Annotated in this window: 22 protein-coding genes and 1 tRNA gene; 16 read left to right on the top strand and 7 right to left on the bottom strand. The window is 66.5% G+C overall.

What is annotated here, in order from left to right:
- Positions 1-453: 453 nt before the first annotated feature.
- The 3 genes from ygfZ to DMB86_RS19235 all read left to right on the top strand — a co-directional run bounded on the left by ygfZ (position 454) and on the right by DMB86_RS19235 (position 3,855).
- Complete coding sequence (gene ygfZ / locus DMB86_RS19245) at positions 454-1,551, top strand: CAF17-like 4Fe-4S cluster assembly/insertion protein YgfZ (protein ID WP_113719191.1); 1,098 nt, start codon at positions 454-456, stop codon at positions 1,549-1,551.
- Positions 1,552-1,733: 182 nt separating this feature from the next.
- Entirely contained in the window at positions 1,734-2,339 is a 606-nt protein-coding gene (locus DMB86_RS19240) for a PadR family transcriptional regulator (protein WP_113719190.1), read from the top strand.
- Positions 2,340-2,349: 10 nt separating this feature from the next.
- The gene (locus DMB86_RS19235) at positions 2,350-3,855 is read left to right on the top strand and encodes a DHA2 family efflux MFS transporter permease subunit (RefSeq protein WP_113719189.1); all 1,506 of its coding nucleotides are present in this window, start codon (positions 2,350-2,352) and stop codon (positions 3,853-3,855) included.
- On the opposite strand, the gene DMB86_RS19230 is transcribed toward DMB86_RS19235, so the two are convergent.
- Together DMB86_RS19230 and DMB86_RS19225 are read right to left on the bottom strand one after the other, a co-directional pair.
- Positions 3,794-4,525: a GNAT family N-acetyltransferase gene (locus tag DMB86_RS19230; RefSeq protein WP_113719188.1), complete on the bottom strand. Its 732-nt coding sequence runs from the start codon at positions 4,523-4,525 to the stop codon at positions 3,794-3,796. The genes DMB86_RS19235 and DMB86_RS19230 overlap by 62 nt on opposite strands.
- 46 nt (positions 4,526-4,571) lie before the next feature.
- Positions 4,572-5,597 carry a 6-phosphofructokinase gene (locus DMB86_RS19225; RefSeq protein ID WP_113719187.1) on the bottom strand — a complete coding sequence of 342 codons (1,026 nt, stop codon included), beginning with the start codon at positions 5,595-5,597 and terminating at the stop codon, positions 4,572-4,574.
- A 232-nt stretch (positions 5,598-5,829) separates the two neighbouring features.
- On the opposite strand from DMB86_RS19225, the gene DMB86_RS21440 reads away from it, so the two are divergent.
- Positions 5,830-8,913, top strand: a complete 3,084-nt coding sequence (locus tag DMB86_RS21440) for an FAD-binding and (Fe-S)-binding domain-containing protein (protein WP_113719186.1) — start codon at positions 5,830-5,832, stop codon at positions 8,911-8,913.
- A 68-nt stretch (positions 8,914-8,981) separates the two neighbouring features.
- On the opposite strand, the gene DMB86_RS19215 is transcribed toward DMB86_RS21440, so the two are convergent.
- Positions 8,982-9,278 carry a hypothetical protein gene (locus DMB86_RS19215; protein WP_113719185.1) on the bottom strand — a complete coding sequence of 99 codons (297 nt, stop codon included), beginning with the start codon at positions 9,276-9,278 and terminating at the stop codon, positions 8,982-8,984.
- Positions 9,279-9,306: 28 nt separating this feature from the next.
- Positions 9,307-10,887, bottom strand: a complete 1,581-nt coding sequence (locus DMB86_RS21435; protein WP_113719184.1) for a PspC domain-containing protein — start codon at positions 10,885-10,887, stop codon at positions 9,307-9,309.
- Between the two features lie 114 nt (positions 10,888-11,001).
- On the opposite strand from DMB86_RS21435, the gene DMB86_RS19205 reads away from it, so the two are divergent.
- Together DMB86_RS19205 and DMB86_RS19200 are read left to right on the top strand one after the other, a co-directional pair.
- Entirely contained in the window at positions 11,002-12,330 is a 1,329-nt protein-coding gene (locus DMB86_RS19205; RefSeq protein ID WP_113719183.1) for an ATP-binding protein, read from the top strand.
- Entirely contained in the window at positions 12,327-12,983 is a 657-nt protein-coding gene (locus DMB86_RS19200) for a LuxR C-terminal-related transcriptional regulator (RefSeq protein WP_113719182.1), read from the top strand. The genes DMB86_RS19205 and DMB86_RS19200 overlap by 4 nt, the downstream gene beginning before the upstream one ends.
- A gap of 5 nt (positions 12,984-12,988) precedes the next feature.
- Here DMB86_RS19200 and DMB86_RS19195 read toward each other — a convergent pair whose 3' ends face one another.
- Positions 12,989-14,212, bottom strand: coding sequence for a pyridoxal phosphate-dependent aminotransferase (locus DMB86_RS19195; RefSeq protein ID WP_227878504.1), 1,224 nt, complete (start codon positions 14,210-14,212; stop codon positions 12,989-12,991).
- 284 nt (positions 14,213-14,496) lie between these two features.
- Here DMB86_RS19195 and DMB86_RS19190 point away from each other — a divergent pair.
- The 9 genes from DMB86_RS19190 to DMB86_RS21705 all read left to right on the top strand — a co-directional run bounded on the left by DMB86_RS19190 (position 14,497) and on the right by DMB86_RS21705 (position 20,534).
- Positions 14,497-14,569 (top strand) — tRNA-Trp (locus DMB86_RS19190).
- Between the two features lie 136 nt (positions 14,570-14,705).
- Complete coding sequence (gene secE / locus DMB86_RS19185; protein ID WP_113719712.1) at positions 14,706-14,999, top strand: preprotein translocase subunit SecE; 294 nt, start codon at positions 14,706-14,708, stop codon at positions 14,997-14,999.
- An 89-nt stretch (positions 15,000-15,088) separates the two neighbouring features.
- Positions 15,089-15,937, top strand: a complete 849-nt coding sequence (gene nusG, locus DMB86_RS19180) for a transcription termination/antitermination protein NusG (protein ID WP_113719180.1) — start codon at positions 15,089-15,091, stop codon at positions 15,935-15,937.
- 130 nt (positions 15,938-16,067) lie between these two features.
- Positions 16,068-16,499, top strand: a complete 432-nt coding sequence (gene rplK, locus DMB86_RS19175) for a 50S ribosomal protein L11 (protein WP_113719179.1) — start codon at positions 16,068-16,070, stop codon at positions 16,497-16,499.
- Positions 16,500-16,651: 152 nt separating this feature from the next.
- Positions 16,652-17,359, top strand: coding sequence for a 50S ribosomal protein L1 (gene rplA, locus DMB86_RS19170; protein ID WP_113719178.1), 708 nt, complete (start codon positions 16,652-16,654; stop codon positions 17,357-17,359).
- Positions 17,360-17,553: 194 nt separating this feature from the next.
- Complete coding sequence (locus tag DMB86_RS19165) at positions 17,554-18,645, top strand: GNAT family N-acetyltransferase (RefSeq protein ID WP_113719177.1); 1,092 nt, start codon at positions 17,554-17,556, stop codon at positions 18,643-18,645.
- Between the two features lie 360 nt (positions 18,646-19,005).
- A complete protein-coding gene (gene rplJ, locus DMB86_RS19160; protein WP_113719176.1) occupies positions 19,006-19,575 on the top strand; it encodes a 50S ribosomal protein L10 in 570 nt (189 codons plus the stop codon).
- A gap of 143 nt (positions 19,576-19,718) precedes the next feature.
- On the top strand, positions 19,719-20,096 hold the full coding sequence (gene rplL, locus DMB86_RS19155; protein ID WP_113719175.1) for a 50S ribosomal protein L7/L12: 378 nt from the start codon (positions 19,719-19,721) through the stop codon (positions 20,094-20,096).
- Between the two features lie 306 nt (positions 20,097-20,402).
- Complete coding sequence (locus DMB86_RS21705; protein ID WP_418202287.1) at positions 20,403-20,534, top strand: VOC family protein; 132 nt, start codon at positions 20,403-20,405, stop codon at positions 20,532-20,534.
- Between the two features lie 214 nt (positions 20,535-20,748).
- Here DMB86_RS21705 and DMB86_RS19150 read toward each other — a convergent pair whose 3' ends face one another.
- Both DMB86_RS19150 and DMB86_RS19145 read right to left on the bottom strand, forming a co-directional pair.
- Positions 20,749-21,243 (bottom strand): aminoacyl-tRNA deacylase, encoded by a 495-nt coding sequence (locus DMB86_RS19150; RefSeq protein ID WP_227878503.1) that lies wholly within the window; start codon positions 21,241-21,243, stop codon positions 20,749-20,751.
- Positions 21,243-22,463: an acetyl-CoA C-acetyltransferase gene (locus DMB86_RS19145; protein ID WP_113719174.1), complete on the bottom strand. Its 1,221-nt coding sequence runs from the start codon at positions 22,461-22,463 to the stop codon at positions 21,243-21,245. The genes DMB86_RS19150 and DMB86_RS19145 overlap by 1 nt, the downstream gene beginning before the upstream one ends.
- A gap of 424 nt (positions 22,464-22,887) precedes the next feature.
- Here DMB86_RS19145 and rpoB point away from each other — a divergent pair, with 424 nt between their 5' ends.
- Positions 22,888-26,406, top strand: coding sequence for a DNA-directed RNA polymerase subunit beta (gene rpoB, locus DMB86_RS19140; RefSeq protein ID WP_113719173.1), 3,519 nt, complete (start codon positions 22,888-22,890; stop codon positions 26,404-26,406).
- Positions 26,407-26,492 lie beyond the last annotated feature (86 nt).

Raw genomic sequence — 26,492 nt, 5'->3', positions numbered from 1 at the left:
CCCCCTTCGCCAGCCGCGGAGGGCGGACCTCGCTGCCTTTTCCCCGGCAGGACTACCAGGCGCCGGACAGACCGTGGCCGCGCATTTGGTGGTCACCAGCCCACGGCACGGTTCCATGGATGCCGAGAGCACGGCATTGGTGGGGTGGCGGACCCCCAGACCGCCGTATCCGTACAATGACCGGTAGATAACCGCCCATGCAGGGGAAATGCCACGGCTTTCGGGCCGAGGCCGGAAATTCCCGCAGCCGAAGCTGCGGCACGGACGGCCATTTGTCGCCAACCACAACGGCGGCCCGCACGTCGTTATGTCGAACCTCAACGATGGGGCACGTCGTTATGTCGAACCTCAACGATGGGGGAGGTCGTTATCTCCAATCTCAACGGGGGCAGCGGGGGAAGGGCGGCCAGTGGCGCACGGAATAGGCGCATCAGGGAAGGCGTTGCACACGGCATGAGCTATTTGAGTCCTTTGCTAAACCGCCATGGCGCCGTCCAGGCCGCCGGTCTGGACGCCGGCGTGGCCGCACACTACGGCGACCCGAACAAGGAGCAGCGGCTGCTGGCCGGTTACCTTGGAAAGCCGCCAAGCGCCGTCGTGGACCTCTCGCACCGCGGCGTCGTCACGGTGTCCGGCCCGGACCGGCTCAGCTGGCTGAACACGCTGTCGTCACAAAGCGTCACGAACCTGGCGCCCGGGGTCGGCACCGAACTGCTGCTGCTCAGCGTCCAGGGCCGGATCGAATATGACGCCCGCGTGGTGGACGACGGCGCCACCACCTGGCTGATCGTGGAAGCTGACGAAGCCGGGCCGCTGGCCGCCTGGCTGAACTCCATGAAGTTCATGCTGCGGGTCGACGTGTCGGACGTTTCGGCCGACTGGGCCGTCCTGGGCTCCGTGGCGGAAGTTCCGGAATGGAACGGGCGGCCGGTCTGGATCGACCCGTGGCCGCACGTCGGGGACGGGGGCTGGAGCTACGCCGCCATTGACGAGGGCAGCCACCCCGGGCTGGAGCGGCCATGGCGCGAATACCTGGTGCCCGCCGCGGAGCTCGTGGCCACGGTGGGGGACCGGCCGCTGGCCGGGGCCTGGGCGGCGGAAGCCCTGCGGATTGCCGCCTGGCGCCCCCGCCGAGGGGCCGAAACGGACGAGAAGACCATTCCTCACGAGCTGGACCTGCTGCGCACGGCCGTGCACCTGGAGAAGGGCTGTTACAAGGGCCAGGAGACGGTGGCCCGCGTTCACAACCTGGGCCACCCGCCGCGCCGCCTGGTGTTCCTGCAGCTCGACGGGTCCCAGCACACCATTCCGGCTGCCGGCAGCGAGGTGTTTTCCGGCGACCGTAAGGTGGGTGTGGTGACCAGCGTGGCCCAGCATTATGAGATGGGCCCCATTGCCTTGGCCCTCATCAAGCGCACCGTGGACCCCGGGGCCGAACTCATCGTGGACGACGCCGGGGAAAAGTACGTGGCGTCGCAGGAGACCATCGTGGCCACCGACGCCGGCCAGGTGGTGGGCAGGGCCACCGGCTTCCTGCGCGCACCCAGGTGACGGATCCGGCCCTATAAGCCGCCGGTCGACGGCGGACGAGGCCGGCGCCGTCGACGCCAGCCCTGTCCAGGGTTGGGAAAAAGCGAGAAATACATCACAGGACCAGACCCGGCCGCCTGTTGTTTCCCGCATAGTCCACGTGGAATAATTCTTATGGACTAGAGTGTGGAATGAGGGCGGGCATGGCAACAGAAAAGCAGCTGACCCCGCTTGGCGTGGCGGCGCTGGGCCTGTTGGCCGAGCGCCCCATGCACCCCTATGAGATGTACCAGCTGCTCATCCACCGGCGCGAGGACCGGCTGGTGAAGGTCAGGCCGGGCACGCTGTACCACACGGTTGGCAGGCTGGCGGAGGCTGGCTTGGTCAAGGCGGTCGGCACCGAGCGGGAAGGAAACCGGCCGGAGCGCACCACCTACTCGATCCTGCCTGTGGGCCGCGAAATGTTGGAAAGCCGGCTCAAGGAACTCCTGGCCCGTCCCGCCACCGAATACCCCAGCTTCCCCCAAGCGGTCGCCGAGGCACACAACCTGCCCGCCGGCGTCGTGCTTGACCTGCTCGAGCGGCGGATGGACGCCCTGGAGGCCTCCGTGGCCGAGCTGGAGGCGGACGCGCACACGGCCCAGTGCAAGGGTGTGGAACAAAGGTTTTGGATGGAAATCCGGTACCAAGAGGCCATGACGGGCGCGGAACTGGCCTGGATCCGCCAGCTACACGCGGACATCACCAGCGGTGCGATGCCATGGCATCCGCCTGAACACTCGAACAGTACGGCTCAAAGCAAACTTTAAGGAATAATCCATGGAAACAGTGGCAAAACCGTGGCCCGCATTATGGGCGCTCGTGCTGGGCTTCTTCATGATCCTGGTCGACTCCACCATCGTTTCGGTGGCCAACCCGAAAATCATGGAAGGCCTGAACACCGACATTAACTCCGTCATCTGGGTGACCAGCGCCTACCTGCTCGCCTACGCGGTGCCCTTGTTGGTCACGGGGCGGATGGGAGACAAATACGGCCCCAAAAACCTGTACCTGGTCGGGCTGGGCGTCTTCACCCTGGCATCGCTGTGGTGCGGACTCTCCGGGAGCATCGGGATGCTGATCCTGGCCCGCGCGGTCCAGGGACTCGGCGCGGCCCTGATGACGCCACAGACCATGGCCGTGATCACCCGCATCTTTGCGCCCGACAGGCGTGGCCCGGCCATGGGCCTGTGGGGCGCCACGGCCGGCGTGGCCATGCTGGTGGGGCCGATCCTTGGCGGCGTCCTGGTGGACGGCCTGGGCTGGGAATGGATCTTCTTCGTCAACGTGCCGGTGGGAGTGGTGGCATTCGTCATGGCCGCGCGTCTGGTGCCGTCACTGAAAACCCACGACCACAAGTTCGATCTTCTGGGCGTGGCCCTGAGCTCCGTGGGCCTGTTCATGCTGGTATTTGGCATCCAGGAAGGTGAAAAGTACAACTGGGGCACCATCGCCGGTCCAATCTCCGTTTGGGGACTAATCATTGCCGGCATCGTTTTCCTGGCGCTGTTCGTCGTCTGGCAGGCCGTCACCAAGGGCGAGGCGCTGGTGCCGCTGCACCTGTTCAAGGTCCGCAACTTCTCGCTGGCCAACGCCGCCATCACCACTGTGGGCTTCACGGTCACCGCCATGAGCCTGCCGCTGTTCTTCTACTACCAGCTGGTGCGGGGCATGTCGCCGACGCAGTCGGCGCTCATGATGGTGCCGATGGCCCTGTTGTCCGGCGTGCTGGCGCCGTTCGTGGGCAAGCTTGTGGACACCGTCAACCCGCGGTACGTGGCACTGACCGGTTTCCTTCTGATGGCGGCGGCGCTGCTGTGGACCTCGTCGCTGATGAATGCCGACACGGCCATCTGGCTGTTCCTGCTGCCCAGCGGCCTGCTCGGCATCGCCAGTTCAGGGATCTGGGCCCCGCTCTCGACGACGGCCACCCGCAACCTGGGCCCGCGCGAGGCCGGCGCCGGCGCCGGGATCTACAACACCACCCGCCAGATCGGCTCGGTGCTCGGATCCGCGGCCATCGCCGCCCTGATCGGGGCGCGGTTGACTGCGGAAATGCCCGCCGGCGCCCCGCAGGGTGCCAGCGGCGTCAGCGGGCAGCTTCCCGAGTTCCTGCGCGCAGGCTTCTCGACGGCGATGGGCCAGTCCATGATCCTGCCGGCCGTGGTGATCCTGGTGGGTGCCGTGATGGCGGTGCTGTTTGCCAAGCCCCGGGCTGTGGATGCTATCTATGCGGAGTTTGACGGGATTGAAGGGCAACCGACGTCTGGAGCCCGGCCACGTTAAGGCCAACTGACAGGGCCAGCGCGTGGGCGCCCGCGTTGTTGATGTCCGCCCGCCACTGGACGATCAATCCGGTGGCGAGCGCTTCGTGGGCGGCGATGCTGGTGGCCAGTGCGCCCAGCCCGCGTCGCCTGTACGTCGGCGGCACCAGCGTGCCCAGCTGCGCCAGCAGTCCGGCAAACTCGGCATAGGCGGCGCAGGCGGCGGGCCCCGCGCCGGGATCGCCGGATTCCATGACGGTGAACTTGTGTGGAAGGGCGGCCAGGCCGACGTCGTTCACGTCGTCGGGCGGGCACATCGCCTCCAGCGCCGCCGCCTCGGGGTATCCGTGGGAGACCATGACAGTTTCGGCTGGTTCGTGGAGGGGCATGTCGTCAGCGTAGTAGAGGGCCTGGGTGCCCCGGCCCCGCCCGCCGTCGTCCCGCGTGAGGCGCAGCATGTTGGCATGGTCGCTGAGGTCATCGTCGCTGTAGGCCTCCGCGGCGCGCAGCAGCTCGGGCGGCCCGGTCAGCACCGACTGGTCCCAGAGCCGAAGGAAGGTCAGCGACCCCGCGTCGCCGGCCTGGTTTATGCGGGCGCCGGAGCCGCTCGCTACCAGTGAATCGGCGGGGAGGCCCAGATGCCGTTCCCAGGCCAGCCGGACAATCGGGGCGGAGCTCGCGTCAAAGGTCATGCGTCAAGGCTAGACGCCCTGGCGCCGGCGCGTGGGGTTCGGACGGTCAGCCGAAGAGGATGGCGGCCTCGTCGTAGCGGTGCTGCGGGACGGTCTTCAGGTTGCCCAGCGCCGACTCAAACGGGACGTGTTCAATCTCGGTGCCCTTGAGCGAGACCATGGTGCCCCACCGTTCCTCCACGACGGAGTCGACGGCGGCCATGCCCAGGCGGGTGGCCAGCACGCGGTCGAAGCTGGAGGGAACGCCGCCGCGCTGGATGTGGCCCAGAATGGTGGCGCGGGTTTCTATGCCGGTGCGGGCCTCGATCTCCGGGGCCAGCTGCTCGCTGATGCCGCCCAGCCGCGGGCGGCCGAAAGTGTCCAGGCCGCGCTCGGAATGGGCGGAGTCCCGGTGGTCCGGCACGAAGCCTTCAGCCACCACCACCAGCGGTGCGCGGCCGCGGTCGTGGGCCTCCTGCACCCATGCGACGATCTGGTCCATGCTGGTCTTTTGCTCCGGAATGAGGATCGCGTGCGCTCCGGTGGACATGCCCGCGTGAAGGGCGATCCAGCCCACATGGCGGCCCATCACCTCGGCGATCATGCAGCGGTGGTGCGATTCGCCCGTGGTGCGGAGGCGGTCGATCGCCTCGGTGGCAATTTGGACGGCTGTATCGAAACCAAAGGTGTAATCCGTGGCATCAAGGTCGTTGTCCACCGTTTTCGGCACGCCCACGATCTTCAGGCCGGCGTCGGTCAGGCGGCGGGCCGCAGCCAGCGTGCCTTCGCCGCCGATGGCGATCATGGCGTCGATGCCCAGACGGTTCAGGTGCGCCTTGATGACGTCCGGCCCGCCGTTGCCCTCAAACGGGTTCGTGCGGGAGGTGCCCAGAATGGTCCCGCCCTGCTTGGAGATGCCGCGGACCATCTGGCGGGGGAGGTCCATGACATCGCCCTCCACCACGCCGCGCCAGCCGTCGCGGAAGCCGACGAATTCGTGGCCGTAGCTCTTGATGCCCTTGAGCACGATGCCGCGGATAACGGCGTTCAACCCGGGGCAGTCGCCGCCGCTGGTCAGGATTCCAATCTTCATGGGTAATAAGGTCCTTCAGGGATGGAGTCAATGGGGTTTGAGCGCACCGTCGAGCTCCTCTCTCTTGGACATTCTAGACGCTCGTGTGACGGGGGCAACGCGGAGCGCGGATGGTGGGTCGCTGCGTTGACCGCCTGTGCCGCGCCAGCGGCGTCCCTTCCGCCCTTCCAGCGCCGGGCTTAGACTGTGGCCACAACGAGCACCAGCCCCACGAGCTGCAGGTGAGCCCAGCATGACGCGCATCGAACTTCCAACCCCCACCGTGCGTACCACCGGCCTTGAAGCGGACCTCCGTGCGAGGGTCGATGGGGAGGTGCGCTTTGATGCCGGGTCACGGGCGGCCTACTCAACGGACTCGTCCAACTACCGTCAGGTGCCGGTCGCCGTCGTCGTTCCACGCACAGTGGAGGCGGCGGCGGAGGCGATGCTGGTCTGCCGCGGGCATGGGGTCCCGGTGCTCTCCCGCGGTGGCGGCACCAGCCTGGCCGGCCAGTGCACAAATGCCGCGGTCGTCATCGACTGCTCGAAGTACCTGACGCAGCTGCTCTCCGTCGATCCGCGCGAGCGCAGCTGCTGGGTGGAACCGGGCATCGTCCTGGACGAGCTGAACGGGCAGTTGGCGGCTTACGGCCTGGAGTTCGGGCCGCGGCCGGCCACCCATGACCACTGCACCGTGGGCGGGATGCTCGGCAACAATTCCTGCGGCGCGACGGCGCAGCGCACCGGCAAGACAGTGGATAACACGCTGGCGCTGGAGGTGATGCTTCCCGACGGCACGCGGATGGAAGTCGGCGCGACCTCCGAGGCGGACTACCTGGCCATTGTCCAGGGCGGGGGCCGCCAGGCGGAGGTGTACCGGCAGCTGCGCGAACTCGTGGACGCGCACGGCGAGGAGGTGCGCCGGCAATACCCGCGGATCCCGCGCCGGGTCTCCGGATACAACCTGGACTCGCTGCTGCCGGAACACGGATTCAACGTGGCGCAGGCGCTGGTGGGCTCGGAAGGGACCTGTGTGTTCGTCCTGCGGGCGAAGCTGCGGCTCATGCCGGTGGTCGCGGCGAAGGCGGTGGTGCTGCTGGGATATCCGGATGCGGGGGCCAGCGGCGACGACGTTCCCGCCATTCTGGACCACGATCCGATCGCCTTGGAGGGATTCGATGGCAAAGTCGTCGGATACGAGCGCGCCACCGGACTTCCCGTGGACGCGCTGGCCCTGCTCCCGGACGGCCCGCAGGCGTGGCTCCTGGTCGAGTTCGGCGCGGACACGCCGCAGCAGGCCGCCGACAAGGCTCATGCCTTCGCAGCGGCCGCCCGTGCCTTGGCCTCACGTCCCACCGTCACCGAGTACGACGGCGGGCAGGCCCGCCGTCTGTGGAAGTTGCGCGAGGCGGCCCTTGGCGCCACGGCGCACGTGCCCGGCCTGCCGGCCATGTGGCCCGGATGGGAGGATTCGGCGGTGGCGCCCGAACGCATGGGCGACTACCTGCGCGCGTTGCGGGAGCTGTATGCGGAGTTCGGGTTCGAGGCCGCCTCGCTCTACGGCCACTACGGCCAGGGCTGTGTGCACACCCGCATCCCGTTCGACCTTGCCACCGCGGCGGGCGTGGCCACGTTCCGCACGTTCATGGAGCGCGCCGCCAGGCTCGTCGTCTCGATGGGCGGATCGCTGTCCGGCGAACACGGCGACGGCCAGGCGCGGGCGGAGCTGCTGCCCGTCATGTACGGCCCCGGCCTGATCGCGGCCTTCGCCCGGTTCAGGGCGATCTTCGACCCGCGGGGCATCATGAATCCCGGCAAGCTGGGCAGTCCGGCCCGGTTGGATGCGGACCTGCGGCTTGGCGCCGGCTACGCACCGGCGCCGCTGGAGACGCATTTCGCCTTCCCGGACGACGGCGGCAGCTTCAGTGAGGCCGTGCTGCGCTGCGTCGGGGTGGGGGCCTGCAGGCGGCACGAGGGAGGAGTCATGTGCCCGTCCTACATGGTCACGCGTGAGGAGGAGCACTCCACCCGCGGCCGCGCCCGGCTGCTGTTTGAGATGCTCCAGGGCCACGAGGACTCCCCCATCGGAGACGGCTGGCGGTCCGAGGCGGTAAGGGACGCGCTGGACCTGTGCCTGTCCTGCAAGGGCTGCAAGCAGGACTGTCCGGTCAGCGTGGACATGGCGACCTACAAGGCCGAGTTCCTCAGCCACTTCTACGCCGGGCGGGTCCGGCCCCGGTCCCACTATTCAATGGGCTGGCTGCCGCTGTGGGCACGGCTGGCGGCGCTCGCGCCGCGGCTGCTCAATGCCGTGTCCCAGGCGCCCCTGCTCGCCCGCGCGGGGAAGGAGCTGGCGGGCGTGGCGCCCGAGCGCCGGCTGCCGCAGTTCGCCCCGCAGACGTTCCAGGCGTGGTACGCCGGGCGTGGCCCGCGGGGCAGTGGGACTCGCGGGGACGTGGTGCTGTGGCCGGACACCTTCAGCAACGCGTTCCACCCGCATGTGGCGCAGGCGGCCGTGGCGGTCCTGGAGGATGCCGGGTGGAACGTGGTTGTCCCGCCGGATCCGGTCTGCTGCGGATTGACGTGGATCTCCACCGGCCAGCTCGACGTGGCGAAGAAGGTCCTGCGGCGCACGGTGGACGTCCTGGCGCCGCACCTGCGCGCCGGAACCCTCATCCTCGGGCTCGAGCCGTCGTGCACGGCGGTCTTCCGGTCGGATGCGGCCGGGCTGTTCCCCTCCGATCCGGACATGCGCCGGCTGCGCGAACAGACCGTGACGCTGGCGGAGTTGCTGGTCAATCACAGCCCCGGCTGGCAGCCGCCGCCGCTGGCCCGGCACGCCCTCGTCCAGACGCACTGCCACCAGCACGCGGTGATGGGGTTCGGCGCCGACGTGGCGCTCATGCAGCGGATGGGCGTGGACGCGGAGGTGCTTGATTCCGGCTGCTGTGGCCTGGCCGGCAATTTCGGTTTTGAAAAGGGCCACTATGACGTCTCCGAGGCCTGCGGCGAGCGGGTGCTCTTCCCGGCGCTTCGGTCGGCGGAGGCCGGGGCGGTGATCCTGGCGGACGGCTTCAGCTGCCGCACCCAGATTGAACAGGGCGACGCCGGCGGCCGCCAGGGCGTGCACCTGGCCGAATTGCTGGCCGCAGCCCTGCACCAGGACGCCGTCGGCCCGGGGGAACGGCCCGAGGACGTCTACGCCGAACGACCGCACACGCCGCGCACAGCCACCATCGCCGCGCTCGCCGCCGGCCTGCTCCTGGGCGCCGCGTGCGTGGCGGGTCCGGCCCTGGGGCTTCGCTCCATGATGGCCGCCAGGCGCCGCAGGGCCTAGACCTTCCCCGCCGGGCCCCGCCCGGCCCCGGTGCGTTCCGGTGCGTTCCGGTGCCACCGGCCAGTTGCCTACTTCCGCCGCAGCACGTTCACGGCCCCGCCTGCCACCATCGTCAGCCCGGCGCCGAAGAGCAGCCACATCGATGTCTGGCCGGTGTCGAGTGGCAGGCCGGCCTGCCGTGTGACGAGCACCAGGATGCCTATCACGACGACGACGGCGCCCCACACCAGGGTCCCCACCCTCACCGGTGGCCTGGCGACGGAGATCGTGCTGTCCGCGCCCTGCCTCGTGCCCTTCAGGGGGGTGTCCTCCGGTCCGGCGCCGGAATGACCGGGAAAGCCTAGTGGTTCCGTTGGATTGTTCATGGTGTTCCCTTTACTCTCTGTCTGCCGGCTATTTGCCGGCGACCGGAATGATCGTGACGTTGGCGGCCGCACCTTCCAAGGTGACCACCAGCCCGTTCCCCGTTGCCTCGGGATTGATGTGCGTGGTGGAGCTTTGCACCACGGCCTTGCCGTCGTTGCCCGGCTGGCCTTGGACCTCCAGACTGGATACGGCAAGATCGCTCTTGATGGTGACAGGGATGCTGGTGGGCACCTTGAGCACCGCCTTGGCGGCAACCAGACTCACGGGGATCTGGACGTCGCCGGCCAAGGCCGAGCCGGCGTCGAACCCCGTCAGGTCGATGTTGGCGCCGCCCATGGCCACGGACAGTCCGTCCTGCGCCGCGCTGACGGTGGTGGGCGCCCATGACTGGTTCGCCATCGGGGTCCACGGTGCATGTTGGGGGACCATGCTCAGCAGGCCGGCGACCACGAGGGCAATGATGGCGAAGGTCCCCACGCCGCCTGCCGAGCGACCGCGAAGGCCGGAGAAAATGATCGCCAGTCCGGCCGTGATGGCAGCGGCGGCAGCGGCAGCGGCCACCTGGTAGCCGTGCAGGTTCAGGACGCCCGATGCGTTAAGGATCAACACCAGGGCGCCGACCATGACGGCCAGCCCAAGGGACAGCAGGGTTGCCGCGGCACCCAGCCGGGGGCGCGCCTTGAGTGCCAGCGGGCCGTTCGGGCCCAGCGGGCCGTTGGGGCCGAGCGGGCCGTTGGGGCCGAGCGGGCCTGTTGGGCCGAGTGGGCCATGCGGGCCGAGGTTGCGCCCGGTCCACGTCCCGAAATTCCCGGTCAACGGTTCCGCCGCATAGGGGACGGCGCCGGGGGCCGGCGCGTACCGCGGGGCCCCGCCCGGTGCAGCCGCTGCGTCGAAGTGCTGGGCCTGGCCGGGTGAGCCTGCTGCGCCAAACTGCGGCTGCTGGTAGTGCGGACCCTGGGCAGCACGTGCCGGTCCGTCTTTGCCGCGGTTCACGGCCCAGACGATGATGGCCACGATGGCCGCCACCCACAGCACCGGCCAGGGGATCCAGCCGCCATGTCCGTTCCAGGCGACGCTCTGCCCGGGGCCGGCCATGCCAAGGAAAGTTGCGACGGCGGCGCCGGTCATCCCGGTTGACCAATGCCCGCGGGCCACCTGCTCCACATGGATGCGGCCGTCCGGTTCGGGCAGCAGCGCCCAGGCCACGCCATAGGCCAGGAGGCCGACGCCAAAGAACAGCGTCAGGACCACGGCCAGGCCCCGGACGATCACCGGATCGATGCCCCACTTCTCCGCGAGCCCGCTGCACACGCCGCCCACCCAGCGGCTGCTGCCGCGGCGGACGCCGAGGGAGCGCAGCCACACAAAGCAGCGCGCGCTCGGCTGCGGGGCCGGACCCGGGTAGGCCGGACCCGCGGATCCGGGCGAATATGTCTGTTCCTGGCCCGACAGCGGCGGCTTGTGCCCTGTCGCGTCGTTGGGTGGCGCCTGTTCCGGCCCGGGCGGCTGCTCCTGCCCTGTCCCGCCGTCGTGCGGTGGCACCGCGCCTGCGTGGTTGTCGTGCGGCGGCACAGGGCCGGGCTCCTGGTTTTCATGGCTCTCGTTCATGGTTCAATGGTGTCCTGCCGGGGTGCGGCCCGCCATCGGGGGCCACCCTGAATCAACCCTGAAGCAACCCTTGGAATCACTGCGGGCCCGCCCGGGGCGTGCTTGGATTGACCCATGAGCACAAAGATGTACCGGTCGCCGAACCGGATGGTGGCGGGCGTGTGCGCCGGCCTGGCCGAACACCTCGGCCTGCGCGTGAGCACCGTCCGGGCCGTCATGGCCGGCTCCTGCTTCCTCTTCGGTGCCGGGCTGGTCTTCTATGCCTGGCTGTGGATCCTGGTCCCGTTGGCCGGCGACGACGCAGCCACCGATGCCCCCCTGCTGGACGACGACGGTGCACCCCGGCTCAAGCTGTTCCGTCCCGCACCCGCCACGCCCGGTGCCCAAGGAGGCGCCCCGGAGCCTGGCCGTTCGGCGGGGCGGCCAGGTGCCGCCGTCGGACTGAAGGAAATCCTGATTGGTGGCGCGCTGGTGGTTGCCGCCCTCCTGCTGTTCAGTGCCAGGTCAGGGGTGAACCTGGATCTTGGCACCGTCATTCCGCTGGGCGTGATCGCCGCCGGCGCCGTCCTCGCGTGGATGCAGCTGGACGCCACCCGGCGTGTGGGCCTGCTTAACGCCGCGAGAATGGACACCCCCTGGTCGGTGGCCAGGTTCGCCGCCGGCATCGTCCTGGTCGTGGCCGGGGTGCTGATCATCGTGACCGGCTCGGGATCGTGGGCGCTGGTGTGGGCATCCATCGTGGCCTCCCTGGCCGTACTGGCCGGCGTCGGACTGGTGCTGGCCCCCTGGGCACTGAAGTTCTGGCGCGACTTCCAGGGAGAACGGGCCGGGCGCATCCGTGAAACGCAGCGCGCCGAGATTGCCGCACACCTCCACGATTCCGTCCTGCAAACCCTGGCGCTGATCCAAAAACGGGCCGGCTCCCCGCAAGAGGTCAGCCGGCTGGCGCGAGCCCAGGAAAGGGAGCTGCGCCGGTGGATCTACCAGGACGAAGGCAAGGACCCCGGGAAGCTCGTCGCCCGCATCAAAGCTGTCTGCGCCGAAGTCGAGGACCTCCACGGCCTCCCCGTGGAAGTGGTGAGCGTGGGCGACGCCGAGCTCGGGGAGCGCACGCGCGCACTGGTCCAGGCCACGCGCGAGGCGACGCTCAACGGGGTGCGCCACGGAGGAACGGCGGTGTCCGTGTACGTGGAGGCAACGGGGTCCGGCGTCGACGTGTTCATCAAGGACCGGGGTGCGGGCTTCGACCCCTCTGCCGTGCCGCCGGACAGGCTGGGGGTCCGGGAGTCCGTCGTCGGACGCATGCAGCGCCACGGCGGCTCGGCTGAGATCATTGGCACAGCGGAAGGCACCGAGGTGCGGCTGCACCTGCCCGCCGTGCCGGCGCAGGCCGGGCCGCAACACGGCAACGGCAGAATCCAAAACACGGAGGACATGAAGTGACACAGGCAGGACGGCCCATCAGCGTGGTCGTGGTGGACGATCACGCCATCTTCCGGTCGGGGCTCAAGGCGGACCTCGCCCCGGACATCCGGGTCCTGGCGGAAGCCGCCACGGTGGAGGAAGCCATTGCCGCCGTCACGGCCCATGTGCCGGATGTGGTGCTGCTGGATGTCCACCTGCCCGGGGGCCGCGGCCAAGGCGGGCGGGAGGTGATCGCCGGCTGCTCCGGGCAGCTGGCGCACGTAAAGTTCCTGGCGCTCAGCGTCTCCGATGCGGCCGAGGACGTGGTCTCGGTGATTCGCGCCGGAGCCCGTGGCTATGTCACCAAGTCGATCTCCGGCAGCGAAATTTCCGACGCCGTCCGCCGGGTTGCCGGGGGAGACGCGGTCTTCTCGCCCCGGCTGGCTGGGTTTGTCCTGGACGCGTTTGGCACGGCGGACGTTGCCGTGGAGGACGAACTGGACAAGCTCTCCGCCCGTGAACTGGAAGTCATGCGCCTGATCGCGCGAGGGTATTCCTACAAGGAAGTGGCGAAAGCGCTTTTCATCTCCATCAAGACCGTGGAAACCCACGTTTCCGCCGTCCTGCGCAAACTGCAGCTGTCCTCCCGCCACGAACTCACGCGCTGGGCCGCCGACCGCCGCCTGCTTTGAACCGGTTACGCCTTGGCGGTGCCCAGGAGCTCCTGAAGGCGGCCGACCCCTGTGGCGAGGTCGTCGTCGCCGAGGGCGTACGAAAGGCGAAGGTAGCCGCTGGGGCCGAACGCCTCGCCGGGAACGACGGCAACCTCGGCCTTATCCAGGATCAGGGCGGCCAGCTCAGCGGACGTGGCCGGGCGGATGCCGCCAATGTCGCGGCCCAGCAGGCCGCGGACATCCGCGTAGGCGTAAAAGGCGCCGTGCGGGGTGGGGCACTCCACGCCGTCGATCGCGTTAAGGGCCGCTACCATCGCCTTGCGGCGCCGGTCAAAGGCCACTTTCATTTCCTCCACGGCCGTCAGCGGCCCGGACACGGCGGCGAGGGCAGCCATTTGCGACACGTTGGCCACGTTGGAGGTGGCGTGGGACTGCATGTTGGTGGCCGCCTTGGCCACGTCGGCGGGGGCGATCATCCAGCCCACGCGCCATCCAGTCATGGCATAGGTCTTGGCCACGCCGTTAAGGACCACCACCCGGTCACCCAGCTCCGGTACTGCCGTGGCAATCGAGGTGAACGGCACGCCGTCGTAGGTCAGGTGCTCGTAGATCTCGTCGGTGACGACCCACAGACCCTTGGCCGCGGCCCACAGGCCAATCGCGCGGGTCTGCTCCGGGGAGTACACGGCACCGGTCGGGTTGGACGGGGAAACGAACAGCAGGATCTTGGTGCTCGGGGTGACTGCGGCTTCGAGCTGGTCCACGGTGACGAGGTAGCCCTGTTCGGGGCCCGCGAAGACTTCCACGGGCACGCCGCCGGCAAGCCGGATCGCCTCCGGGTACGTGGTCCAGTAAGGGGTGGGGACAATGACTTCGTCGCCGGGATCCAGCAGGGTGGCGAAGGACTCGTAGACGGCCTGCTTGCCGCCGTTGGTCACCACCACCTGGGACGGCTCCACGGCGTAGCCCGAATCACGCAAGGTCTTGGCGGCGATGGCCGCCTTGAGCTCCGGCAGGCCCGCGGCGGGGGAGTAACGGTGAAATTTCGGCTGCCGTGCGGCGGCCACGGCGGCCTCCACGATGTAGTCCGGGGTGGGGAAGTCGGGTTCTCCGGCACCGAAGCCGATGACGGGACGGCCGGCAGCCTTGAGGGCCTTGGCCTTGGCGTCCACCGCCAGCGTGGCAGATTCGGCAATGGCGGCGATGCGGGCGGAAACCCGGCGGCCGGCGGCTTGGTCAGCTGTCACTTCGGCAGGCATCTTCTCTACTCTCGTTCGAAAGGGCGGGCCCCGCAGGGGACGCTTCCGTGCTGGATGCTGCGGGGCGCTTCGGCGCACACCACTACTTTAGGCGCTTCCCGTGGCCGGTTCGACGTGGCGGGCAACAATGCGTAGAATGGACAACCGGTGTTGAAACACCATGATGGTGCACGCCTTGGAGCGGGTTTGGAAACCTTCGCCCAAGACGGTAAATTGTTTCATGGCCTTCGGCGCCGGTGCGACCTCAGGGCCGCACAGCAAGCAAGTTTCATAGGGTAGTGGCGCAATTGGTAGCGCAGCGGTCTCCAAAACCGCAGGTTGCAGGTTCGAGTCCTGTCTGCCCTGCGCTAAGGCGCGGCGGGTTTGGTTCACGCAATTCACGTTCCACAGGGATTGCAGTAAACCAAATCCCGCCCGACCTGGCGGATAAAAGCACATGGCATGGTCCGCTCACGCGGGTTCGCGTGTTTTCCAACTAATGATGAGTGAGGCAATGGTGACCGAAACCGCGGCGAGCCGCTCCAATGGCCGCCCCGCCAAAAAGGAAGCCACACCCAAGGGGCCCGGCTTCTTTGCCCGCATAGCCATTTTCCTGCGCCAGGTCATTGGCGAAATGAAGAAGGTTGTCACCCCCACTCGCAAGGAGTTGCTCAACTACACCGCGGTTGTGCTGGTATTCGTTGTCATCGTGATGGGTATTGTTACCGTCCTGGATCTGGGTTTCGGCAAGCTCGTGCTTTGGGTCTTTGGCGGCAACGTACACATCGAGCACTAAACGCTCAACTTTGGCCGGCCCCGTCATTGTATTTTGACAAGGGGACGGTTTGAGCCATTTAAGAAACGCACCAGGAAAGCAGGAAATTCGTGTCTGAGCAGGAGCCCGAGGCAACTTACAGTGAGCAGGATCTGGACACTGTGGTTGCTGATGCTGCCATCAGTGCTGACCTTGATGCGTCCACGGACGACGCCGTAGCGGCCGACTCCGCGGAAGGCGCCGACACTGTGGCTGGCGGCGAGTCCGTCGATGAGGCCGACGTCGCCGCCGCCGAAGGTGGGACCGCCGACGTCGCCGACCCGGAGACCGCCGACTCCGAGCCTGCCGAACCCGCGGTGGACCCCGACGAGGAGTTCAAGGCCAAGCTGCGCCGCCAGGAGGGGGACTGGTACGTCATCCACTCCTACGCCGGCTACGAAAACCGGGTCAAGGTCAACCTTGAGTCCCGCAGCCTGTCGCTGAACATGGAAGATTTCATCTTCGAGGTCCAGGTCCCCATGGAAGAAGTCGTGGAGATCAAGAACGCCACCCGCAAGGTGGTGAACCGTGTCCGCATCCCTGGATATGTCCTGGTCCGCATGGACCTGACGGATGCCTCCTGGGGCGTTGTCCGCCACACGCCCGGCGTCACCGGATTTGTGGGCAATGCCCACAACCCGGTCCCGCTGCGCCTGGATGAGGTCTTCTCCATGCTCGCCCCGGTCTTCGAGGAGCAACGGGCCGAAGAGACCGGCGTTCCGCTGCGCCATGACCCCGTCGACGCCGAGATCGACTTCGAGGTCGGCGAGGCAGTCATCGTCAAGGACGGACCGTTTGAGACGTTGTCCGCCACGATCTCCGAGATCAAGCCCGAGTCCCAGCAACTCGTTGTGCTCGTGTCCATCTTCGAGCGCGAAACCCCTGTCACGCTCGCCTTCAACCAGGTCACCAAGATCTAGTTGACCCACCAATTTCGCTGAACGGCAACTTAGCTTTGTTGCCGGGCAGCGTACGGCCGGACGCCATCCGGCCACCCACCTTGGACGCGCTCCGTCGTCGAAGGAAAGTTATTGAGAGAAGGACCCTACATTGGCTCCCAAGAAAAAGGTCACCGGCCTTATCAAGCTGCAGATCCAGGCAGGCGCCGCCAACCCGGCACCGCCCATCGGTCCTGCGCTTGGCCAGCACGGTGTCAACATCATGGAATTCTGCAAGGCGTACAACGCTGCCACGGAATCCCAGCGCGGAAACGTCATCCCGGTTGAAATCACGGTTTACGAAGACCGTTCCTTCACCTTCATCACCAAGACCCCGCCGGCTGCCGAGCTCATCAAGAAGGCTGCAGGCGTTGCCAAGGGTTCAGCGACCCCGCACACCGTCAAGGTGGCACAGCTGACCAAGGCACAGGTCACCGAGATCGCCACCCAGAAGCTGGTTGACCTCAACGCCACGAACATCGAAGGCGCCGAGAAGATCATCGCCGGCACCGCCCGTTCCATGGGCATCACCGTCGAAGCGTAAGCCTTCTTTAGGCTTTGCTTCACGCCCATTTGGGCATTCACAAACATCAAGAACGACGCCGGACAACTCACCTTTGGGTGGTTGCGGCGGACGTACGTGGCAGGGCCCGCGCGGTCCTAACGACCACAACTGCACAAGGAGAAACAAGCAGCATGGCAAAGCGCAGCAAAGCATATGAGGCAGCCGTAGCCAAGATCGATGCGGACAAGGTTTACGCACCGTTCGAGGCCATCAAGCTCGCCAAGGACACCAACCCGTCCAAGTTCGACGCAACCGTTGAGGTTGCCTTCCGCCTGGGTGTTGACCCCCGCAAGGCTGATCAGATGATCCGCGGCACCGTCAACCTCCCGCACGGCACCGGCAAGACCGCCCGCGTCCTCGTTTTCGCGACCGGCGAGCGTGCCGAGGCAGCGATCGCGGCCGGGGCCGACTTCGTTGGCACCGACGACCTGATCGAAAAGATCCAGGGCGGCTGGACCGACTTCGACGCGGCCGTTGCCACCCCCGACCTCATGGGCAAGGTTGGCCGTCTGGGCAAGGTCCTGGGTCCGCGCAACCTGATGCCGAACCCGAAGACGGGGACCGTCACCAACGACGTCGCCAAGGCCGTCAACGACATCAAGGGCGGCAAGATCGACTTCCGCGTCGACAAGCACTCCAACCTGCACTTCATCATCGGCAAGGTGTCCTTCGACGAGACCAAGCTGGCGGAGAACTACGCGGCAGCACTGGAAGAGGTGCTTCGCCTGAAGCCGTCCGCTTCCAAGGGCCGCTACCTGCAGAAGGCCACCGTCGCCACGACGTTTGGCCCCGGCATCCCCGTTGACCCGGCCGTGACGAAGGTTGTCATCGAGGCCTAGTCGGTGCGTGTGAACGCTGCCTGACGAGAGGGCCCGGCGTAGCGATTTGCTACGCCGGGCCCTCCCTTTTTGTATGGTGGAGGGGCGGGCAGTGTGGCTTCGATGGCTGGAAGCAAAAGATTTCAATGGGGGAAGCGGGTTGAACATGACCATGTCATGGCGGCCGGCACAAGCTACTTTCAGGAGCAAACGACATGACTGACATCCGGATCGAACAGCTGCGGGTGCCCGACACCCTCGACGGCGAGGGCGCCGCGGACTTCCTGCGCGCCGTGGACGTCTCCCGGCAGGTCCGCGTCAGCACCTGGGGCAATGACGATCTCGCGTACACAGGGGAGGAACTGCTGGCCCTGTGCCACGATCCCTACGAGTGGTATGTGATGCTCGTGGCCCGCGTTGACGGCACGATCGTCGGACGTGCCGGCATTGCCATGCCGCTGGACGACCAGACGGAGCTGGCGCACGTCACGCTGGACGTGTTGCCCGTGGCGGAGGGACGGGGATTGGGACGCCGTCTGTTGGAAGCCGCGGAAACGTTCGTGCGCGGGGAGAACCGGCGTGTTGTGGTGGTGGAAACGAACCATTCAGCCGCGGAGCTGCGGGCACAGCTGGAGTCCGGCACCGACGTCGAACTGCTCCATCCAGCCACCGGCGTGGGCGCGCTGCCGTTGGCGAACCGCCAGGCCCGCTTCGCGCACAACGCAGGCTACCGGCTGGAGCGGGTCGAGCAATTCAGTTCCTGCGCACTGCCGTTTCCGGAGAGCCGGGCCGCGGCACTGCTGGAGTCGGCCGCGGCTGCACATGGCGACGAATATGCCGTACACCAATGGACCGACACGTGCCCGGACGAATGGGCGGTGGACGTTGCGCGCCTGGAGCAGGAAGGAGGCGCGCCGGCGGGCGAAGGCAGCTGGGATGTGGCACGCCTCCGCGAGGCCGAGGAACTGTCCCAGTCAACGGGCCGGCGCACTTTGGTGACCGCGGCCGAAAGCCGGACAACTGGACGGCTGGTCGGCTACACGTCCATCTCGGTGCTGGGCCACCGCGACGACGTCGTGTTCCAGGACGACACAGTCATGGAGGGCGGACACCGCGGCCGCGAGCTGGGCCTGCGCATGAAGCTGGCCAATCTGGAGCTGCTCCGCCGTACCTTCCCGCATGCGCATGCCATCTACACGTGGAACGCGGCGGAGGACACTCACCTGATCACCATCAATGCCCGGATGGGCTTTGCCGCCGCCGGAGTGACAGGTCAGTGGCGAAAGTCCTTTGACCCCGAAATGTAGGCATTGTCCTTTCCGCGCCCTGGTGGGGTGCGGCCCCAATTTGGAGTGGACCAAGCAACTGTTGTAGCCTTGGAGGACCAAAGACCGTCGGTCGATGGAAATCACCCCCCACGCGCCGGACGCAGCATGCGTCCTGCAGTGTGGAACTGGGAAGGTTTCCATCCGAAAGTCCTGAACAGGGACGGCCAGCGCAGGTGCACAAAGCTTAGGCAGTGTTTGATGCGGGTGAAAGCCCATGTATCCACGGCCCCAACGCCCCGTACATCTGTGCGGGGCGTTTTTGTTTTCCATTGCATTCCCTCAGGGGAATGGCGCTGGGCAGGGCCGGAAGGACCGGCACTAATTCCCGGAAGGAGGGTTATGGCAACGCCAACAAAGGTGGCCGCAGTTGCAGAAATCAAGCAGGATTTCAGCGATTCCACTGCAGCAGTCCTAACCGAATACCGTGGGCTCACCGTTGCCCAGCTCAAGGAGCTGCGCGTTTCTCTCGGCCAGGACACCAAGTTCTCGGTCGTCAAGAACACCCTGACAGCCATCGCGGCCAAGGAAGCCGGTGTTGACGCTTTTGAAGGTCAGCTCTCGGGTCCCACCGCCATTGCCTTCATCAAGGGTGACGCTGTTGCGGCAGCCAAGAGCCTGACGGATTTTGCAAAGGCCAACAAGGCGCTGGTCATCAAGACCGGCCTCTTCGAAGGCAAGGCTCTCGACGCTTCTGAGGTCGCCGCCCTGGCTGCCCTCGAATCCCGTGAGCTGCAGCTGGCCAAGGTTGCCGGCATCCTCAAGGCTCCGATGGCCGCCGCTGCGCGCACCATCGATGCCCTGCGCCTGAAGCTTGCCGAAGGTGCACCTGCTGAAGAAGCTCCGGCTGCTGAAGAAGCGCCCGCCGCTGAAGAAGCTCCGGCTGCGGAAGCAGAGACCGCCGAGGCCTAGCCCCCCTTTGCCGGCTGGTAAATTGCTGACGCAATGTCCCGGAACCTGGCAACCGCGGGCCCCATGCATGTCCCTAATTCCATGAGGACTTAGGTTTTTAGATTCGCCCGTACGGGCAAGAACAAAAAGAAGGAGCGCCACCCATGGCTAAGCTCACCAACGACGAGCTCATTGAAGCTTTCAAGGAACTGACCATCATCGAACTCTCCGAGTTCGTGAAGAAGTTCGAAGAGGTCTTTGAAGTTACCGCTGCTGCTGTTGCAGTTGCCGGCCCCGCCGGCGGCGCTGCTGCCGAGGCCGAGGAAGAGAAGACCGAGTTCGACGTGATCCTCGAAGCCGCTGGCGACAAGAAGATTGCCGTCATCAAGGAGGTGCGCGCCCTGACCTCCCTCGGACTGAAGGAGGCCAAGGACGTCGTTGACTCCGCTCCCAAGGCTGTCCTCGAAGGCGCCACCAAGGAAGCTGCCGAGAAGGCCAAGGAAGCCCTCGAAGCTGCCGGCGCCACGGTTACCGTCAAGTAACCACCCACGCAATTCACGAAGAAGCCCCGCACCGTCTGGTGCGGGGCTTCTTGCATGTCGAGCCAGGGACGCTCCTGCACCTTTGGCGTTGAAATGCGAAACGCTCCTGCACCTTTGGCGTTGAAATGCAGGACGCTCCCTCTGCGGGCGGGGTGTTCTGCGACTGTCGTCAAAGGGGGAACGCGGGCTGCGGAAAACGCTCGGGAGCTTCGGGCGCGCCGCGCCGCAGCCGCCGCTATCGCGGGCTCCGCCGATGCCGGAAAAACTGGGCCGATGACCACATGACTTCGTTGCGAAATCTTTCCCGTGGACCCGGACGCCACCGTGGAGTTCTACACGGAAGTTCTTGGTCTTCAACTCCCCATTGATAGACGCATCAGCGTTCAGCCTTATATCGCACTGACGCGCGGCACCATCCATGCGAACTCGTGCTGGTGACCGACGATCTCGAGGCGGAGCGTGTTCTCGTCAGCAAAGCGGGCTGGTCCGTGGTGGAGTACGTGGCATTGCGGGAGTGGGGACTGCACGATTTCCCGTTGCTTGACCCGGGCGGATATTACTGGAGAATCACGGAAAGCGGGACCGCCACTGCACAACGCCCCGGACCTGCAGGACCGCCGCCGCAGAACGCCCCGGACCTGCAGGAGCGTCGCTACTCCGGAACCGAGATGTCCGCAACGGTGGCGTCGAGGGCGGAGATGAGGGCGTCCGCTTCGACAAACATGCTGTAGCCGTGTTCGCCTGCCCCCAGGGCCACCCGCCGCCCGGCCACGCTTTCATCGACAAACACGGGCCACGCCGTCGTGCTTCCAAGCGGGGTGATGGTGCCCCGCTCGTAGCCGGTGGCGGCCAGGGCGACGTCCGGCTTGGGCATCTGCAGTTTGTTCACGCCAACCACGGAGCGCAGCTTCGGCCAGGAGATGGTGCGCCCGCCGGGCACCAGGGCAAACAGGAACGTGTCGTCGCTGCGCTTGACCACCAGCGACTTGACGATGTCCGACGGCGTGACGCCGATCAGCGCGGCGGCTTCGGCCAGCGAGTTGGCAACCGGCCGCGGGATGATTTCCACCGCGAGGCCCCGGGCGGCGGCGTCGGCGGCCACCCGGGCCCGGCCGGTCGGTGTTCCACCGGCCCGGGCCGAGCCCACTAAGCGTTCCGGAACAGCAGCAGCGCCTCACCCTGGCCGCCGCCGCCGCACAGCGCCACGGCGGCCCGGCCTGCCCCGCGCCGTGCCAGCTCGGAGGCGGCATGCAGGGCCAGGCGCGCGCCGGAGGCTCCGATGGGATGCCCCAGGGCGATGGCGCCGCCGTGGATGTTGCATTTCTCGAGCGGGTAGTCCAGGTCCCGCAGCGACTGGACGGCCACCGAGCCAAACGCCTCGTTGATCTCGATGAAGTCCAGCTCCTCGGCGCTCCATCCGGCCTTCTTCAGGGCACTCTGGATGGCGTGGGACGGTTGTGAGTGCAGCGAGTTGTCCGGGCCCGCCACCTGGCCCGGGGCCCCGACCACGGCCAGCCAGGGGAGACCGTGAGCCTCCGCGTAGGACCGGCTGGCCACCACCATGGCCGCGGCGCCGTCGGACAGCGGGGAGGAGTTGCCGGCCGTAATGGCGCCGTCGGCCGAGAACGCCGGACGCAGCGGGGCCAGGGATTCAATCGAGGTTTGGGCCCGGACGCCCTCGTCGAGCGTGAGCACCAGGGGGTCGCCCTTGCGCTGCGGGACGCTGACGGGGACGATCTCGCCGTCGAAAGCGCCCGTCTGCTGTGCCTCCGCGGCCCTGCGGTGTGAGGCCGCGGCGACCTCGTCCTGTGCCGTGCGGCTGATGTTGAGGCGGATGTTGCCCCGTTCCGTGGACAGGCCCATGGACTCGCCGTCAAAGGCGTCGGTGAGCCCGTCGTGGGCCGCGACGTCCAAGGCCTGCACGGCGCCGTAGGTCCAGCCCTGACGGGAGCCGGGAAGCAGGTGGGGGGCCCGGGTCATGGATTCCTGGCCGCCGGCCACCACCACGTCGGCGTCGCCGCTGCGGATCATCCGGGCGGCGTCGATCACCGCGGTCAGCCCCGAAAGGCACACCTTGTTCAGGGTCACGGCAGGCACGTTCCAGCCAATCCCGGCGCCAACGGAACTTTGGCGGGCCGGGTTTTGGCCGGCACCCGCCTGCAACACCTGCCCCATGATGACATGGTCGACGTCGGACGCCTTGACGCCGGAACGCTCCAAGGCGGCGGCGATGGCCTTGGTCCCGAGCTCGACGGCGGAGAAAGGCGCCAGCTGCCCGTTCAGCCGTCCCTGCGGGGTCCGTGCCCCGGCGAGAATGACGACCTCCACGGAATTGCTTCCGTTTGCCGCATTGTCTTGTGCTGTCATGGCAGGCGCTCCTTACTCATTGTCCACACAGGTCACCCTTGACCTGCACCGGCCCTCCATAGAATCTAACAGCTTGGGAGGGCGGGAAATTTCCGCGCCACGGGCCGCCGGGGGAGAACCTGGCAGCCACGATTGTGAGGGGCGGAACATCCATGCTTGCGTATTTGCGCATCGTGCGGTAGACACGCGGGCAATATGCCTGTAGTGTAGTTCTTTGCGTATCCCTCTTAACCTTCAGCCTTCATATAGCGGTGGGCTTTGCTTCGGACAACGGTTGGAACGGCACGCGTCTTGGGAAGATTCAACTCCCACGTCGGGTGTTTTTGCAACTTTTTGTCCAGCGTTCGTCTTGGTTTGATGACCAATCGGCGAATCGGGTGAGGGTTCACAAGAACAAGCCTGCAGGTCTGTGGAAGGATCCCTCTTGGTCGCCTCGAGCACCTCTAATGTAAATAACGCTGCAACCGCTATCGATTCAAACAGCACCGACGGTGCAAAGAGTCGCCTCTCATTCGCAAAGATTCACGAGCCGCTTGACGTGCCGAATCTGCTTGCACTCCAGACCGAGAGCTTTGACTGGCTCGTCGGCAACGAGCGCTGGCAGGGCCGCATGGAAACCGCCGTGAGCGCCGGCGATGACAGCGTGGCCGTCACGTCCGGGCTGTCCGACATCTTCGAAGAGATCTCCCCGATTGAGGACTTCCAGGGCACCATGTCCCTGTCCTTCACGGAACCGGAGTTCGCCGATCCCAAGTTCACCGTTGACGAGTGCAAGGACCGCGACGCCACGTACGCCGCGCCGCTGTACGTCAAGGCTGAGTTCATGAACAACCTCACGGGTGAAATCAAGCAACAGACCGTGTTCATGGGCGATTTCCCGCTCATGACCAACAAGGGCACGTTCGTCATCAACGGCACCGAGCGTGTTGTTGTGTCGCAGCTGGTCCGTTCCCCGGGCGCCTACTTTGAGCGCACCGCGGACAAGACCAGTGACAAGGAAATCTTCACCGCCAAGATCATCCCCTCGCGTGGAGCCTGGTTCGAGCTGGAGATTGACAAGCGCGACCAGGTCGGCGTGCGCCTTGACCGCAAGCGCAAGCAATCCGTCACGGTGCTGTTGAAGGCCCTTGGCTGGACCGAAGGCCAGATCCTGGAGGAGTTCGGCGAGTTCGACTCCATCCGCGCCACGCTGGAAAAGGACGCCACCACCGGCCGTGAGGACGCGCTGCTGGACATCTACCGCAAGCTGCGCCCGGGTGAGCCGCCGACGGTCGACGCCGCCGACGCGCTGCTGCACAACCTGTACTTCAACGCCAAGCGCTACGACCTGGCCAAGGTTGGCCGCTACAAGATCAACCGCAAGCTGGGCATCGACATGCCGCTGAGCAACCCGGAATCCTCCGTCCTCAGCGTCGATGACATTGTCGCCATGATCAAGTACCTGGTCACCCTGCACGCCGGCGGCAAGACGACCAAGGGCATCCGCGACGGCGCCGAAGTCGACCTCCGCGTCGACGTGGACGACATCGACCACTTCGGCAATCGCCGCATCCGCGCCGTGGGCGAGCTCATCGAGAACCAGGTCCGCACCGGCCTGTCCCGCATGGAGCGCGTTGTGCGTGAGCGCATGACCACCCAGGACGTCGAGGCCATCACGCCGCAGACGCTGATCAACATCCGCCCGGTTGTCGCCGCGATCAAGGAGTTCTTCGGAACCTCCCAGCTCTCGCAGTTCATGGACCAGAACAACCCGCTGGCCGGTCTGACGCACAAGCGCCGCCTCTCCGCGCTGGGCCCGGGCGGTTTGTCCCGCGACCGCGCCGGCATGGAAGTCCGCGACGTCCACCCGTCGCACTACGGCCGCATGTGCCCGATTGAAACCCCGGAAGGCCCGAACATCGGCCTGATCGGTTCGCTGGCTTCCTACGGCCGCATCAACCCGTTCGGCTTCATCGAGACGCCGTACCGCCGGGTCAAGGACGGCGTCGTCTCCGACGAGGTCGACTACCTGACGGCCGATGACGAGGTTGACGTTGTCATCGCCCAGGCCAACGCGCCGCTGGACGACGACAACCACTTCACCGAAGAAACCGTCCTGGTCCGCCAGCGCGGCGGTGGCGGCGAGCCCGTCCTGATCCCGGCCGACGAGGTCGAGTACATGGACGTTTCCCCGCGCCAGATGGTGTCCGTGGCGACCGCCCTGATCCCGTTCCTGGAGCATGATGACGCCAACCGCGCCTTGATGGGTGCGAACATGCAGCGCCAGGCCGTGCCGCTGGTCCAGTCCGAGGCCCCGTTTGTGGGCACCGGCATGGAGCGCCCCACGGCTGTTGACGCCGGTGACGTGGTCATCGCGAAAAAGGCGGGCGTGGTCTCCGAGGTTTCCGCCGACGTCGTGGTCATGTTGAACGACGACGGCACGGAAACCAACTACCCCATCGCCAAGTACCAGCGTTCCAACCAGGGCACCGCGTACAACCAGCGCGTCCTCGCCTCCGAGGGCCAGCGCCTGGAAGTGGGCGGCATCATCGCCGACGGTCCCGCGACGGACATGGGCGAGCTCGCCCTGGGCAAGAACCTCCTGGTGGCGTTCATGTCCTGGGAAGGCCACAACTACGAGGATGCCATCATCCTCTCGCAGCGCATCGTGGCAGAAGACGTGCTCTCCTCGATTCACATCGAAGAGCACGAGATCGACGCCCGCGACACCAAGCTCGGCGCCGAGGAAATCACCCGGGACATCCCGAACGTTTCCGAGGAAATCCTGGCCGGCCTGGACGAGCGTGGCATCATCCACATCGGTGCCGAGGTCGACGCCGGCGACATCCTGGTCGGAAAGGTCACCCCCAAGGGCGAGACCGAGCTGACCCCGGAAGAGCGCCTGCTGCGAGCCATCTTTGGTGAGAAGAGCCGCGAAGTCCGCGACACCTCGCTCAAGGTGCCCCACGGCGAGTCCGGTACCGTCATCGGTGTCCGCGTCTTCGACCGTGACTCCGACGACGACCTGCCTCCCGGCGTGAACCAGCTGGTCCGCGTCTACGTCGCCAACAAGCGCAAGATCACCGATGGTGACAAGCTTGCCGGCCGCCACGGCAACAAGGGTGTCATCTCCAAGATCCTGCCGATCGAGGACATGCCGTTCCTGGCCGACGGAACTCCCGTCGACATCGTCCTGAATCCGCTCGGTGTCCCCGGCCGCATGAACGTGGGCCAGGTGCTTGAAACCCACCTGGGCTGGGTGGCCAAGACCGGCTGGAAGATTGAAGGCGAGCCGGAATGGGTGCAGAAGCTGCCGAACCTGCCGCGTGAAACCGGCCAGACCAAGGTTGCCACCCCCGTGTTTGACGGCGCCCTTGAACAGGAAATCACCGGCCTGCTGGATTCCACGAACGTGACCCGCGACGGCGACCGCCTGATCGATTCCTCCGGCAAAACGCGCCTGTTCGACGGCCGCTCCGGCGAGCCGTTCCCGGACCCGGTCTCCGTGGGCTACATGTACATCCTGAAGCTCCACCACCTGGTGGACGACAAGATCCACGCCCGCTCCACCGGCCCGTACTCCATGATCACCCAGCAGCCCCTGGGCGGTAAGGCACAGTTCGGCGGCCAGCGCTTCGGTGAGATGGAAGTGTGGGCCCTGGAGGCCTACGGCGCCGCGTACACGCTGCAGGAACTGCTCACGATCAAGTCCGATGACATCCACGGCCGCGTGAAGGTCTACGAGGCAATCGTCAAGGGCGAGAACATCCCGGAGCCGGGCATTCCCGAATCCTTCAAGGTGCTTATCAAGGAAATGCAGTCGCTGTGCCTGAACGTGGAAGTCCTTTCCACCGACGGCACCACGATTGAGATGCGTGACTCGGATGAAGAAGTCTTCCGGGCCGCGGAGGAGCTGGGCATCGACCTGTCAAGGGCCGAGCCGAACTCTGTCGAAGAAGTTTAGGGGGCTCTTTCGGCGGCACCCTGCCGTGCCGCCGAAAGAACCTTCGCTTCCTCCCGTACCCGCCTAGACATTCAGACTTAGAGAAT

Source organism: Arthrobacter dokdonellae (assembly GCF_003268655.1).
GTDB lineage: Bacteria > Actinomycetota > Actinomycetes > Actinomycetales > Micrococcaceae > Specibacter > Specibacter dokdonellae.
The sequence above is the reverse complement of the archived record's forward strand: the minus strand, read 5'-3'. Positions and strand labels throughout refer to the sequence as shown.

What these genes read in the sequence shown, in the direction of transcription:
- DMB86_RS19215 (WP_113719185.1), bottom strand. Translation starts at nt 9,278, where the DNA reads ATGAACAATCCAACGGAACCACTAGGCTTTCCCGGTCATTCCGGCGCC.
- DMB86_RS19165 (WP_113719177.1), top strand. Translation starts at nt 17,554, where the DNA reads ATGACTGACATCCGGATCGAACAGCTGCGGGTGCCCGACACCCTCGAC.
- DMB86_RS21435 (WP_113719184.1), bottom strand. Translation starts at nt 10,887, where the DNA reads ATGAACGAGAGCCATGAAAACCAGGAGCCCGGCCCTGTGCCGCCGCAC.
- DMB86_RS21440 (WP_113719186.1), top strand. Translation starts at nt 5,830, where the DNA reads ATGACGCGCATCGAACTTCCAACCCCCACCGTGCGTACCACCGGCCTT.
- DMB86_RS19225 (WP_113719187.1), bottom strand. Translation starts at nt 5,597, where the DNA reads ATGAAGATTGGAATCCTGACCAGCGGCGGCGACTGCCCCGGGTTGAAC.
- rplJ (WP_113719176.1), top strand. Translation starts at nt 19,006, where the DNA reads ATGGCAACGCCAACAAAGGTGGCCGCAGTTGCAGAAATCAAGCAGGAT.
- rplL (WP_113719175.1), top strand. Translation starts at nt 19,719, where the DNA reads ATGGCTAAGCTCACCAACGACGAGCTCATTGAAGCTTTCAAGGAACTG.
- DMB86_RS19235 (WP_113719189.1), top strand. Translation starts at nt 2,350, where the DNA reads ATGGAAACAGTGGCAAAACCGTGGCCCGCATTATGGGCGCTCGTGCTG.
- rplA (WP_113719178.1), top strand. Translation starts at nt 16,652, where the DNA reads ATGGCAAAGCGCAGCAAAGCATATGAGGCAGCCGTAGCCAAGATCGAT.
- DMB86_RS19145 (WP_113719174.1), bottom strand. Translation starts at nt 22,463, where the DNA reads ATGACAGCACAAGACAATGCGGCAAACGGAAGCAATTCCGTGGAGGTC.
- secE (WP_113719712.1), top strand. Translation starts at nt 14,706, where the DNA reads ATGAGTGAGGCAATGGTGACCGAAACCGCGGCGAGCCGCTCCAATGGC.
- DMB86_RS19205 (WP_113719183.1), top strand. Translation starts at nt 11,002, where the DNA reads ATGAGCACAAAGATGTACCGGTCGCCGAACCGGATGGTGGCGGGCGTG.
- DMB86_RS19240 (WP_113719190.1), top strand. Translation starts at nt 1,734, where the DNA reads ATGGCAACAGAAAAGCAGCTGACCCCGCTTGGCGTGGCGGCGCTGGGC.
- ygfZ (WP_113719191.1), top strand. Translation starts at nt 454, where the DNA reads ATGAGCTATTTGAGTCCTTTGCTAAACCGCCATGGCGCCGTCCAGGCC.
- DMB86_RS19230 (WP_113719188.1), bottom strand. Translation starts at nt 4,525, where the DNA reads ATGACCTTTGACGCGAGCTCCGCCCCGATTGTCCGGCTGGCCTGGGAA.